Source organism: Salipiger sp. D13 (assembly GCF_003703915.1).
In the GTDB taxonomy this organism is placed as follows: domain Bacteria; phylum Pseudomonadota; class Alphaproteobacteria; order Rhodobacterales; family Rhodobacteraceae; genus Salipiger; species Salipiger profundus.
This window is the reverse complement of record NZ_RAPJ01000008.1, coordinates 76,589-89,101: the sequence shown is the minus strand read 5'-3', so window position 1 is coordinate 89,101 and position 12,513 is coordinate 76,589. Positions and strand designations below refer to the sequence as shown.

Annotated in this window: 13 protein-coding genes; 8 read left to right on the top strand and 5 right to left on the bottom strand. The window is 66.6% G+C overall.

Annotated elements, in window-relative coordinates; genetic code table 11:
• Window positions 1-67: 67 nt before the first annotated feature.
• Window positions 68-589: a hypothetical protein gene (locus D6860_RS18300; protein WP_308420242.1), complete on the bottom strand. Its 522-nt coding sequence runs from the start codon at window positions 587-589 to the stop codon at window positions 68-70.
• Between the two features lie 256 nt (window positions 590-845).
• Between D6860_RS18300 and D6860_RS18295 the strand changes: the two genes are divergently transcribed.
• The 8 genes from D6860_RS18295 to ppsA all read left to right on the top strand — a co-directional run bounded on the left by D6860_RS18295 (window position 846) and on the right by ppsA (window position 9,689).
• Window positions 846-1,973, top strand: a complete 1,128-nt coding sequence (locus D6860_RS18295) for an S-(hydroxymethyl)glutathione dehydrogenase/class III alcohol dehydrogenase (RefSeq protein WP_076622874.1) — start codon at window positions 846-848, stop codon at window positions 1,971-1,973.
• The gene (gene fghA / locus D6860_RS18290; RefSeq protein WP_076622873.1) at window positions 1,973-2,797 is read left to right on the top strand and encodes an S-formylglutathione hydrolase; all 825 of its coding nucleotides are present in this window, start codon (window positions 1,973-1,975) and stop codon (window positions 2,795-2,797) included. Before D6860_RS18295 ends, fghA begins: the two co-directional genes overlap by 1 nt.
• Before the next feature lie 32 nt (window positions 2,798-2,829).
• On the top strand, window positions 2,830-3,231 hold the full coding sequence (locus tag D6860_RS18285; RefSeq protein WP_017467670.1) for a c-type cytochrome: 402 nt from the start codon (window positions 2,830-2,832) through the stop codon (window positions 3,229-3,231).
• 197 nt (window positions 3,232-3,428) lie between these two features.
• Window positions 3,429-5,234 (top strand): methanol/ethanol family PQQ-dependent dehydrogenase, encoded by a 1,806-nt coding sequence (locus D6860_RS18280; RefSeq protein WP_076622872.1) that lies wholly within the window; start codon window positions 3,429-3,431, stop codon window positions 5,232-5,234.
• Between the two features lie 78 nt (window positions 5,235-5,312).
• Window positions 5,313-5,843: a c-type cytochrome, methanol metabolism-related gene (locus D6860_RS18275; RefSeq protein ID WP_093411835.1), complete on the top strand. Its 531-nt coding sequence runs from the start codon at window positions 5,313-5,315 to the stop codon at window positions 5,841-5,843.
• Between the two features lie 13 nt (window positions 5,844-5,856).
• Window positions 5,857-6,675 carry a substrate-binding domain-containing protein gene (locus D6860_RS18270; protein WP_229743281.1) on the top strand — a complete coding sequence of 273 codons (819 nt, stop codon included), beginning with the start codon at window positions 5,857-5,859 and terminating at the stop codon, window positions 6,673-6,675.
• Entirely contained in the window at window positions 6,672-7,214 is a 543-nt protein-coding gene (locus D6860_RS18265; RefSeq protein ID WP_017468678.1) for a PQQ-dependent catabolism-associated CXXCW motif protein, read from the top strand. Before D6860_RS18270 ends, D6860_RS18265 begins: the two co-directional genes overlap by 4 nt.
• A 75-nt stretch (window positions 7,215-7,289) precedes the next feature.
• A complete protein-coding gene (gene ppsA, locus D6860_RS18260) occupies window positions 7,290-9,689 on the top strand; it encodes a phosphoenolpyruvate synthase (protein ID WP_076622870.1) in 2,400 nt (799 codons plus the stop codon).
• Between the two features lie 8 nt (window positions 9,690-9,697).
• Here ppsA and D6860_RS18255 read toward each other — a convergent pair whose 3' ends face one another.
• Genes D6860_RS18255 through D6860_RS18240 form a run of 4 tightly spaced genes read right to left on the bottom strand, consistent with a single transcriptional unit; the run spans window position 9,698 to window position 12,477 of the window.
• Window positions 9,698-10,504: a quinoprotein dehydrogenase-associated SoxYZ-like carrier gene (locus D6860_RS18255; RefSeq protein ID WP_076622869.1), complete on the bottom strand. Its 807-nt coding sequence runs from the start codon at window positions 10,502-10,504 to the stop codon at window positions 9,698-9,700.
• Window positions 10,501-11,418, bottom strand: coding sequence for a YncE family protein (locus tag D6860_RS18250; protein ID WP_076622868.1), 918 nt, complete (start codon window positions 11,416-11,418; stop codon window positions 10,501-10,503). The genes D6860_RS18255 and D6860_RS18250 overlap by 4 nt, the downstream gene beginning before the upstream one ends.
• A 19-nt stretch (window positions 11,419-11,437) precedes the next feature.
• Entirely contained in the window at window positions 11,438-11,989 is a 552-nt protein-coding gene (locus tag D6860_RS18245; RefSeq protein ID WP_076622867.1) for an SRPBCC family protein, read from the bottom strand.
• Complete coding sequence (locus D6860_RS18240) at window positions 11,986-12,477, bottom strand: DUF3280 domain-containing protein (protein ID WP_017467467.1); 492 nt, start codon at window positions 12,475-12,477, stop codon at window positions 11,986-11,988. The genes D6860_RS18245 and D6860_RS18240 overlap by 4 nt, the downstream gene beginning before the upstream one ends.
• Between the last annotated feature and the right edge of the window lie 36 nt (window positions 12,478-12,513).

Sequence of the window (12,513 nt, the reverse complement as noted above, 5' to 3'; positions counted from 1 at the left end):
GCTTTCTCGCGATGCGATGATCGGAACCGCGCGCGGCACCGGGTCACGTCAGCCTGCCGGGAGCGGGTCAGCCGCCGCCCTGGCCGGCCTCCTGCAGCATCTGGGAAATCGCGTAGAGCCGCTTTTCGAGCAGCGTCGGTGTCTCGCAGAGGTAGGTGATCGTCTGCTGCCGGTCGCTGAAGATGCGCTGGTCCCAGTCGACCTGTTCCTCGAGCGCGTCGACCCGGTCGAAATCGGGGTCGTCCTTCGCCATCTGGGCGTCCATCTCGGCACGGCCTGCGTCGATCTTCTCGGACAGCGCGATCTGGCCCAGCGAGAAATCCCCGATCCCGTCGATGATGCGGGTTCGGCGCGACGCGAGCGTGTCGAAGACCTCGGCGAAGACGGCTCCCATGAGGTCGGTGTCATGGCCATGCGATTCGGCGAAGGCCCGGACCCTGTCGCGGGCCTCCTCGAGATCGACCCGGCGCAGCGCCAGCGTCTCGGCAAGTTCTTCCACGGCCTCGGCCTTCGCGTCTTCGGGCGGACTCTCGGGCAGGGCTTCGGGCCACATGAGGCCGATCGAGAGGCGCTCGACCTTTCGTTGCACGCAGGGCCACGTCGGGTCCGAGAAATCGGCGGCCGGGGCTGTGGTTGCAGCGAATATGAGCACTGCACACAGTGCATAGCATTTATGAATCATCGTACGCTTCCCTCCCTCAAGCGACTATGAAACAGGGTGCGCGCGCGGTCCATCTCGGGAAATACCCACCATTGGCTGTATTGTTCGGTATGCGATCGCGCACCCATACTCGAGCCAAGCGCCCAGAGCGTAAGGACAACACACCACTGTGGAGGGAGACTGCATGCGTACCCGTGCAGCCGTGGCCTTGGAGGCCGGCAAACCTTTGGAAATCATGGAAGTGAACCTCGAAGGGCCGAAGGCCGGCGAGGTTCTGGTCGAGATCAAGGCCACCGGGCTTTGCCACACCGATGAATTCACCCGTTCGGGCGCCGATCCCGAGGGCCTGTTTCCCTCGATCCTCGGCCACGAGGGCGCTGGCGTCGTGCTGGAAGTCGGCGAAGGCGTCACCACGCTGAAGCCGGGCGACCACGTGATCCCGCTCTACACCCCCGAGTGCCGCGAGTGCGCGTCCTGCCTGAGCGGCAAGACCAACCTCTGCACCGCGATCCGCAACACCCAGGGCCAGGGCCTCATGCCCGACGGCACCACGCGATTCTCGATGCTCGATGGCACCCCGATCTACCACTACATGGGCTGCTCGACCTTCGCGAACCACACGGTGATGCCCGAGATCGCGCTGGCCAAGGTCCGCGACGACGCGCCCTTCGACAAGATCTGCTACATCGGCTGCGGCGTCACCACCGGCATCGGCGCGGTGATCAACACCGCCGGCGTCGAGATCGGCTCGACCGCCGCGGTCTTCGGCCTTGGCGGCATCGGCCTCAACGTGATCCAGGGCCTGCGCATGGCGGGCTGCGACAAGATCATCGGTGTGGACCTGAACGACGACAAGCAGGAGATGGCACGCAAGTTCGGCATGACGCACTTCGTGAACCCCTCCAAGGTCGACGACGTGAAGGCCGAGATCATCAACCTGACCAAGACCGACTTCGACCCGATGGGCGGCGTGGACTACTCGTTCGACGCGACCGGCAACGTCAAGGTGATGCGCGACGCGCTGGAATGCTCGCATCGCGGCTGGGGCGTGTCGGTCATCATCGGCGTGGCTCCGGCGGGCGCGGAAATCAGCACCCGTCCGTTCCAGCTGGTCACCGGCCGCGTCTGGAAGGGCACCGCCTTCGGTGGCGCCAAGGGCCGCACCGACGTTCCGAAGTTCGTCGAGTGGTACATGGACGGCAAGATCGAGATCGACCCGATGATCACCCACAAGCTGACGCTGGACGAGATCAACCACGGCTTCGAGCTGATGCACGAAGGCAAGTCGATCCGGGCAGTGGTGGAGTACTGATGGAAACCGTTGCGGAAAACCGAAGCTTCGGCGGAACGCAGGGCGTCTACACCCACGCCTCCGAGACCTGCGGCTGCGACATGACCTTTGCGGTCTACATGCCGCCGCAGGCCAAGGAGCGGCCCGTTCCGGTTCTGTGGTATCTCTCGGGCCTGACCTGCACGCACGAGAACGCCATGACCAAGGGCGGCTTCCAGGAACACGCGGCGAAACACGGCCTTGCGGTCGTGTTTCCCGACACCTCGCCGCGTGGCGAGGGCGTGGCCAACGACGAAGCCTACGATCTCGGGCAGGGCGCGGGGTTCTACGTGAACGCCAAGCGCGATCCGTGGAAGCCGCACTTCCAGATGTACGATTACATCACGAAGGAGCTGCGCGGCATCGTCGAGGGCATGGACGGCATCGGCACGAAGCACGGCATCACCGGGCATTCCATGGGCGGCCACGGCGCGCTGACCATCGCGATGCGCAACCCCGAGATGTACGACAGCCTGTCGGCCTTTGCGCCGATCGCGCATCCCACGCAGTCGGACTGGGGGCGCAAGCAGCTCTCGGCATATCTCGGGGATGACGAGGGCTGCTGGGCCTCGCACGACTCGACGCTGCTGCTGCAGGAGCACGGCTGGAAGGATGATATTCTCATCGACCAGGGGGCAAGCGACCAGTTCCTCGACCTGCTGAAGCCCGAGGCGCTTGCAGAGGCGATTGCGAAACGCCGTCAACCCGCTACGTTCCGTATGCAGGAGGGGTACGACCACTCGTATTTCTTCGTGAACACGTTTGCGGGCGACCACGTCGCCTGGCACGCGGCCCGGCTTCTGTGAAGCCGGGTCATCCCAAGGGAAGGAGAACAAGAATGATCCAGAAACTGCTAGCGACGGCGTGCATGATGACCCTGACGGCGGGCGCGGCCCTTGCCGACAATCACGGCGACATGAGCGGCGACCCCGAAAAGGGCGAGCGCGTGTTCCGCAAGTGCGCAGCCTGCCATGCAGTGGGCGAAGACGCGAAGAACAAGGTCGGCCCCGAGCTGAACAACCTGTTCACCCGCGGCATCGCCGGGGAGCCCGACTTCGACTATTCCGACGCGCTCAACAGCATCGCCGAGGAAAAGGGCGACTGGACTCCGGAAGAACTCGCGGCGTTCCTCGAGAAGCCGCGCGACTATGCCAAGGGCACCAAGATGTCCTTTGCCGGTCTGCGCAAGGAAGACGAGCGCGCTGACGTGATCGCCTACCTGGCGACCTTCAACGAGTGATCTGAACTCGAACGGATGCACCGACAGACAGGACAGGAAAGGGAGAGACTGACCTAGGAGATACGGATTTCCGGAAACGGCGGGAGGAACCGAGGTGCCGTTTCCGGATCGCCCGAAGCGATGTCGCGACTGAGGAGCCGCGGGTCATGGAGGGCAAACAGGCGGGCGCACCGCCGTTTTACCCAAGGGAGTAGGAAATGAAGAAGCTGACGTTTCTGATGACGTCGGGGGTGGCGCTTTGTGCCGCATCCATGGCGTTGGCGAATGACGACCTGATGTCGCAGATGGACAATCCCTCGCAATGGGCGATCCAGACCGGCGATTACGCGAACCAGCGTTATTCGGAACTCGATTCCATCAACAAGGAAAACGTGGGCGACCTGCAGGTCGCGTGGACGTTCTCGACCGGCGTGCTGCGCGGTCACGAGGGTTCGCCGCTCGTGGTGGGCGACACGATGTTCGTGCACACGCCGTTCCCGAACATCGTCTACGCGCTCGACCTGAACGAGCAGGGCAAGATCAAGTGGAAGTACGAGCCGAAGCAGGATCCCAACGTGATCCCGGTGATGTGCTGCGACACGGTGAACCGTGGCGTCGCCTATGCCGACGGCAAGGTCTTCCTGCACCAGGCCGACACCAAGGTCGTCGCGCTCGACGCGGAGACCGGCGAGGTGATGTGGGAAGCGGTGAACGGCGACCCCTCCAAGGGCGAGACCAACACCGCGACCGTGATGCCGGTCAAGGACAAGGTGATCGTCGGTATCTCGGGCGGCGAATTCGGCGTCCGTGGCCATGTCACGGCCTACAACATGGAAACCGGCGAGCAGGAGTGGCGCGCCTATTCCATGGGTCCCGACGAAGACATCCTGATGGACCCCGAGAACACCACGCATCTCGGCGAGCCGGTGGGCGAGAACTCGGGCACCAACACCTGGGAAGGCGACCAGTGGATGATCGGCGGCGGCACCACCTGGGGCTGGTATTCCTATGATCCCGAGGCCGACCTGATCTACTACGGCACCGGCAACCCCTCGACCTGGAACCCGTCGCAGCGCCCCGGTGACAACCGCTGGTCGATGACCCTGATGGCCCGCGATCCCGACGATGGCATGGCGAAATGGGTCTACCAGATGACGCCCCACGACGAATGGGACTACGACGGCGTCAACGAGGTGATCCTTACCGACCAGGAGATCGACGGCGAGGAGCGCAAGCTGCTGACCCACTTCGACCGGAACGGCATCGCCTACACCATGGACCGGATCTCGGGCGAACTCATCTCGGCCGAGAAATACGACCCGGCGGTGAACTGGACCAGCGGCGTCGACATGGACCCGGAATCGGACACCTACGGGCGTCCGCAGGTCGTTGCCGAGTATTCGACCGAGCAGAACGGCGAAGACGTGAACTCGACCGGCATCTGCCCGGCGGCGCTTGGCACCAAGGACCAGCAGCCCGCGTCCTACTCGCCCAAGACCGAGCTCTTCTACGTGCCGACCAACCACGTCTGCATGGACTACGAGCCGTTCCGGGTGAGCTACACCGCCGGTCAGCCCTACGTGGGTGCGACGCTGGCGATGTATCCGGCGCCCGACAGCCATGGCGGCATGGGCAACTTCATCGCCTGGGACAACATCAACGGCGAGATCAAGTGGTCGATCCCCGAGCAGTTCTCGGTCTGGTCCGGCGCGCTTGCCACCGCGGGTGACGTGGTCTTCTACGGCACGCTCGAGGGCTACCTCAAGGCCGTGGACTCGGAGACGGGCGACGAGCTCTACCGCTTCAAGACCCCCTCGGGCATCATCGGCAACGTGATGACCTACGAGCATGACGGCAAGCAGTATGTCGGCATCCTCTCGGGCGTCGGCGGCTGGGCCGGCATCGGTCTCGCGGCCGGTCTCACCAACCCGAACGACGGTCTCGGGGCGGTCGGCGGCTACTCCGCCCTGTCCGACTACACCGCGCTTGGTGGCCAGCTGACGGTCTTCGCCCTTCCCGACTGATCCGCAGCCATCAACCGGGCCGGCAGGACTCCGTGACCCTGCCGGTCCACCTTTCCCAGAGTTTCAGGATAGCTGACAATGATCCGACACCTTACCCCCCTTGCGGCCGCCGCCGGCATCCTTTCGGCCTCCAGCGCCTTCGCGGCGGACAATGTCTCGATGGATGACCCGAACATCGCGGTCGGCTACGAGGAAGGCGGGCGGTACTACACCGAGGACGGCATTCCGACCTTCAACGTGAAGGAAGACGGCACCGTCGACTGGCCGACCTTCTCGGGGTTCCGCCGCTACCACGCCGAGTGCCACGTCTGCCACGGCCCGGACGGCGAGGGATCCACCTATGCCCCGGCGCTGAAGAACTCCGCGCTCGACATGGATTACTACGATTTCGTCGACGTGGTGGTGAACGGCCGCCAGAAGGTCGGCGCCTCCGAGAATTCCGTGATGCCCGCGTTCGGCACCAATCCCAACGTGATGTGCTACCTCGACGACATCTACACCTACCTCAAGGCGCACGGGTCCGGCGCGATCGCGCGCGGCCGCCCGGCCAAGAAGGAGCCCAAGAGTGACACCTTCGCAGAGATGGAAGATGCCTGCATGGGCTCGTGACATGCGCCGCCTGATGGCGGCGGCGCTGGCGGTCCTGCTCGTCTCCCACGCAGGACCGGGCGCGGCGCAGACCTCTGACCTTGTTTCCCGGACAGCGTTCAGGGTTTGCGCCGATCCGGCCAACGATCCGATGTCCGTGGAGGACGGCTCGGGCTACGAGAACAGGCTCGCCGAGCTCTTCGCCGCGAAGCTCGACCTGCCGGTGAGCTACACCTGGTATCCCATGGCGACGGGCTTCATCCGCAACACGCTGAAGGCAGGCAAATGCGACGTGGTGATGGGCTACGCGCAGGGCCACGAGCTGGTGCAGAACACTAACCACTACATGACCTCGGCCTTCGTTCTGGTGGTGCCCTCGGACGGCCCGCTGGCTGAGGTGGAAAGCCTTGCCGATCCGAAGCTGCAGGGCCGCGCCATCGGCATCATCGCGGGTTCGCCGCCGGCGAACCACATGGCCAAGAACGGCCTGATCGGGCGCGCCAAGCCCTATCACCTCGTGGTCGATCGTCGCCATGAAAGCCCGTCGGTCGACATGCTCGACGATCTCGAGGCCGGCACCATAGACGCCGCCGTGATGTGGGGGCCGATCGCCGGCCCGCTGGTCAAGCGGCGCGGCACCGACATGAAGGTCGTGCCGCTGCTGAAGGAGGAAGGCTTTCCCAAGCTCTTCTACCGCATCACCATGGGCGTGCGGCAGGGCGAGAAGGTCTGGGAGCGCAAGCTCAACTCGCTGATCCGCCGCAACCAGGACGAGATCAACGCGATCCTCACCGAGGCCGGTGTGCCGCTGGTCACCGACATGGGGGATGGCATGCTCGAGGTCACCCAGTGATCCGGGCGCTGGCGGTCGCGGTGGCGCTTCTGCCCGCGCTCGCGCTGGCCGAGGTGGCGGTGCCTGACGGCTACCGGATGGACCATTACCGGGCGCCGGTGCCCTCGGAGCTGCCGGGGGGCACGGTCGTCGGCCCGGAAGAGGCGCACGCGCTTTGGGAGGCCGGCGAGACCGTGTTCATCGACGTGCTGCCGCGCCCTCCGAAGCCCGCGAAGCTGCCCGAGGGCACGATCTGGCACGAGCAGCCGCGCGACAGCATTCCCGGCGCCATGTGGCTGCCCAACACCGGCTACGGCGCGCTTGCCGATGTCGCCGAGGCCTACTTCCGTGACGGTCTGGCCGAGGCCACCGGCGGCGACATGGGCCAGCCGGTGCTGTTCTTCTGCCTGCAGGATTGCTGGATGAGCTGGAACGCCGCCAAACGTGCGCTCGGACTGGGCTACGAGACAGTTTACTGGCTGCCCGAGGGCACCGACGGCTGGACGTTCTACGACTTCCCCACCGAAGAGATCACGCCGCGCGAGCCGCAGCCGCGCTGAAGCGCTCTTGACCATCATCAACGCAACGGGTCCGGTCGCGCCCTAGACTCGCTCCACCGCCGGGAGGAGGGAGCCATGGACATGCAGCCGCAGGACGACCGCGAGGATCTCGTCTGGTTCGAGACCCTGTCGCGAGAGGACGTGCCCCGCGTGGGCGGCAAGAATGCCTCGCTCGGCGAAATGGTGCGGACGCTGGGCGACAAGGGCATCCGCGTGCCTCCCGGCTTCGCCACCACCGCAGGGGCCTACCGCCGCTTCATCTCCGCCAACAACCTGCAGGACCGGCTGGCCGAGCGGCTCGCGGCGCTCGAGGACGGTCGCGGCACGCTGGCCGAGGTCGGACGCGCGATCCGCGCCGACATCGCCACCGGGCACTGGCCGCCGGAGATCGAGACCGCCATCCGCGCGGCCTACCGCACACTCGGAACACGTGCCGGGCAGGATGAGCCCGCCGTCGCCGTGCGCTCCTCGGCCACCGCCGAGGATCTGCCCGATGCCAGCTTCGCCGGCCAGCAGGAGACGTTCCTCAACATCCGCGGCGAGGACGCGCTGCTTGCCGCCTGCCGGCACTGCTATGCCTCGCTCTTTACCGACCGGGCCATCACCTACCGGCGGCTCAAGGGGTTCGACCACCTCGAGATCGCGTTGTCGATCGGCGTGCAGCTCATGGTCCGGGCCGACACCGGTGGCGCCGGGGTGATGTTCTCGCTCGACACCGAAAGCGGCTTCGACCGGATCGTGCTCATCAACGCTGCCTGGGGGCTGGGCGAGAACGTGGTGCAGGGCGCGGTGAGCCCGGACGAATACCAGGTCTACAAGCCCTTTCTCGAACGCCCCGGCTGCGTACCGATCCTGCACAAGGGGCTCGGCGCCAAGGCGGTCAAGATGATCCATGGCAGCACCCCCGAGACGCCCACCCGCAACGTGCCGACCTCGAAGGCCGAGCGCGCCCGCTTCGTGCTGTCCGACGACGAGATCCTCGATCTCGCCCGTAGCGCGGTGGTGATCGAGGAGCATTACGGCCAGCCGATGGACATGGAATGGGCGCGCGACGGCGAGACCGGCGCGATCTACATCGTGCAGGCCCGGCCCGAGACGGTGCAGTCCCGGCGCAACGCGGGCGCCTTCCGCAGCTACCGGCTGGGCGCCACCGGCGAACGGCTGCTCACCGGGCTCAGCGTCGGCGGCGCGGTGGCCACCGGCGAGGTCTGCCTGATCGAACACGCCTCAGAGATCGACCGGTTCGTCGACGGCGCGATCCTCGTGACCCCGACCACCGACCCCGACTGGGTGCCGATCATGAAGCGCGCGGCGGCCATCGTCACCGACCACGGCGGACGTACCTCGCATGCGGCGATCATCAGCCGCGAGCTGGGCGTGCCGGCCATCGTCGGCACCGGCAATGCCACCCACCTGCTGCACCACGGGCAGGAGATCACCGTTTCCTGCGCCGGTGGCGACGAGGGGGTGATCTACGCCGGCAAGGCCGCCTTCAGCGTCGACGAGACCCGCCTCGACGAGGTGCCCGAGACGCGCACCGAGGTAATGCTCAACATGGCCAACCCGGCCGCCGCCATGCGCTGGTGGCAGCTTCCGGCGGACGGCGTGGGGCTGGCGCGGATGGAGTTCGTCATCAGCAACGAGGTAAGGGTGCATCCGCTGGCGCTTACCCGCTACGACCAGCTCGAGCCTGGCCCCGAGCGCGACGCCATCGACGCGTTGACCCGTGGCTTCGACAGCCGCGAGGCGTATTTCGTCGAGACGCTGGCCCGAGGGCTCTCGCGCATCGCGGCGACATGGTATCCGAACCCGGCGATCATCCGCATGAGCGACTTCAAGACCAACGAATACGCCGACCTGCTCGGTGGCCGTGCCTTCGAGCCCGCCGAAGAGAACCCGATGATCGGCTTCCGGGGGGCCTCGCGCTACTATTCCGACGCCTACCGCGACGGTTTCGCACTGGAATGCCGTGCGATCCGCCACCTGCGCGAGACCATGGGATTCGACAACGTGGTGGTGATGATCCCCTTCTGCCGCAGCGTGATCGAGGCCGACCGGGTACTCGACGTCATGGCCGACAACGGCCTGCGGCGCGGCGAGAACGGGCTCGAGGTCTACGTGATGTGCGAGATCCCCTCGAACGTCATCGAGGCCGAGGCCTTTGCCCAGCGGTTCGACGGCTTCTCGATCGGCTCGAACGACCTGACCCAGCTCACGCTCGGCATCGACCGCGATTCCGAGGCGCTGGCAGAGCTCTTCTCCGAGCGCGATCCGGCGGTGATGTGGATGATCGAGACGGTCATCGCCAAGGCGCGCAAGGCGGGCCGCAAGATCGGGCTCTGCGGACAGGCGCCCAGCAACCACCCCGATTTCGCGCGCTTCCTCGTGCGGGCGGGGATCGACAGCATCTCGGTCACGCCCGACAGCTTCCTTGCGGTGAAGCGCCACGTGGCGGCGGCCGAAAAGGAAGGCTGAGCCGGGGCTCAGAACCCCGCGAGGTCCTTCTCGGCTGTGGTCACCGTGCCGTCGGTGTCGGTCATCGTCACGCCCACGCGGCGCGTGGTGCCGGGCACCGAGAGGCTCACCTGCGGGTTCTCCGACAGCGAGATGCTTCCCGTCATCTCGACGTAGCCGCCGCCGTCGGTGTCGATCTCGACCTGTTCGACGTAGCGCATGGGGATGAAGAGCAGGGTGATCTGGTCCATCTGCATCCCCGAGTGCGACGGGTGCGAGATATCCACGTCGAGCCGCTTCAGCCGGGCGGCAAGTTCGGCCAGCCGCCGGGCCGCGTCGCCCGGCACCTCGTCCGCGACCGACAGCACCATCTCGCCCAGCGTGGCCAGCGCCTCCTCCGGGTCGGTGCCCGGCGGCGCGGCGCAGGCGCCCTGTCCAGAGGTCTTGACGAAGCCTTCGGTGACGAACAGCCGCCCGTCGGTCATCTCGGCCACCACGTGCAGCGGCGTCGGGCCGTTGATCCGCAGCGTGGTCTCGAAGAAGAAGCGCGGCTGGGGTTGCTTCAGCGCGAAGACGGCGGAGACCGGCATCGGGTTCTCGTCGAGGATCACCGACACCTCGGCGATCTCGCCGCCCGGTGGCGCCGCCACCTGCGCGGAGATGCGGGTGCGGGCGTCGTTGTCGGTGCGGTAGGGCGCGTCGACCGCGATCACGTCCGTGCCCTCGAGCATCGGTCGTTCGCCGTAGAGCTGGGCGCGGACGGTCTCCCAGGACTCGCCGGCCCACGCGGGCAGGGCAAAGAGCGCAAGCGCGAACAGGACGGGCAGGCGTGTCATGGCAGATCCCCCGTGAGGATGAAGGCACCGAAGGCGCGCGGCCCGTCGGCGGTATCGAGCGAGGCGGTGACCTCGAGCGTCTCGGCGTCGATCAGGCTCAGAGTGTTGTCGAACCAGTTGGCCACCGCGATGCGGCCGTCCGAGGTCGCGGCGACGCCCTCGGGGTATTCGCCGACCTCGACCGTGGCGACGGTCGAGAGGTCGTCGAGCGACAGAACGCTGACGGTGTTCGCATACTGGTTCGTCACGAACGCCCGCCCCGCCGCGAAGGCCACGCCGTAGGGGCGTTTGCCAACCGGGACCGTCGCCAGCACCTCGCCCGAGGCCGGATCGATCACCGTCACGTCGTTGCTGCCGACATTGCCTGCGAAGAGCCGCCCGTCGGGGGCGAAGCCAAGACCGAAGGGGCGGGTTCCGACGCTCACCTCATGCAGGGGCGCCAGCGTTTCCGTATCGTAGAGCGTTACCTGGTCGGCATCGCGCACGGCGGCGGCGAGGATGCGCCCGTCGGGCGAGATGGCCAGCCCCGCAGGGGCTGCGCCAGCGCTCAGCTCGGCCTGCGGCACGAGGGTCTCGGCGTCGAGCACCCAGAGCCTCGCATTGTACCAGTCGGACACGAAGAGCCGCCTGTGGCGGCCGTCATGCGCCACGCCGACGGGGCCGCCGTCGAGCGTGACCTCGGCCCGCACCGCGCCGTCGAGCGAGAGGCGCCGTACCGTCTTGCTGTCGGGCGACACGGTGAACACCGCCGTGCCGCCCGTGCCCACCGCGACCCCCGCCGGCTTCCCCGGAACGGACCAGCGGGCGGTCTCTTCGCCGGTGGACAAGTCGAGAACGCTTACTGCGTCACCGTTCTGGCAGGTGACAAAGGCGACGTCCCCCGCCGCGGGCAGCGCGGCGAGGGCAAGGATCATGGCCAGCCCGAGGGCCGGGTTACGAAGAGGGCGCACCGAACCGCTCGACCAGCGCCTCGAGCCCCGCCTCGTAGACGGCGGTTACTGCCGCGATGGCGGCCTCGTCGTTCAGCTCGGGGGGCGGGTCGTTGTTGGGATAGCCCCGGTAGAAGGCGCCCCGCCATTCCACGACGGAGCCGCCGCCGTCGCGCGGCATCACCGTGAGGTGCGACGAGTAGTTGGTGACCGGCAGCACCTCGACCGCCACATCCGTGATGCGGTAGCTGTAGGACATCTTCTCGTCGGAGTACTTGTAGAGCACTTCCGAGATCATCGGCCCGTCGGCGCCCTGGTCGCTGAGGTAGAGCTCGCGCGTGGCGTCGATCTCGTTGCCGCCCTCGCCGCTCTGCGAAACCACCGCCGGGTGCCACGTGAGATCCTGGAAATCGCCGATGGCCTCCCAGACCTCGGCCGGCTCTGCGGCGACCTCGGTGGTGACGGTCACCTTCTGGCGTGTCGGGCCATGGGCCAGCGCCATGGCGGGCATCAGCGCGAGCGCCGTGGCGGCCATGACGAACCTGCGTCTATTCATTCTTCCTCCTCCCTGAAGAACGTGGTTTTCAAGATGTAGCGCATGCCGCGCTGCCAGCTTTCGTCGGTGTTCGAGCGGATGTCGACGACGCGGCCCTTGACCATGTCGCCGCTCGCGGCGTCGCGCATCTGCAGGTTCATCGACAGGATCAGGTTCGAGGTCTTCTGCACCTCGCCCACCAGCGCGTAATCCGCGCCCAGCCTGGTCGCCATGCGGGTGTCGCAGCCGTAGCATTTCGCGGGGTTCACGATGCGGTCTAGATCCTCGGCCACGGGGGCAAGGTCCAGCAGCTCGTAGCCCTCCTCGGTGAACCGGTCGCGCACCATCTCTTCCAGCATGGCAATCCGAGCGATCTCGTCCGGGTCCTGCCCGAGCTCGGCCGTCTGCAGCGAGGAGTCGAGGAAGGTGATCCCGAAAAAGGCCACGGTCTCGCCGGCTTGCGCCGTGCCGCAAAACATGAGCGCCAGGATGATCGCGCGTGTCAGCATCGCTGCCTTCTTAGAAATTAAGAGTCGCGCTCCATG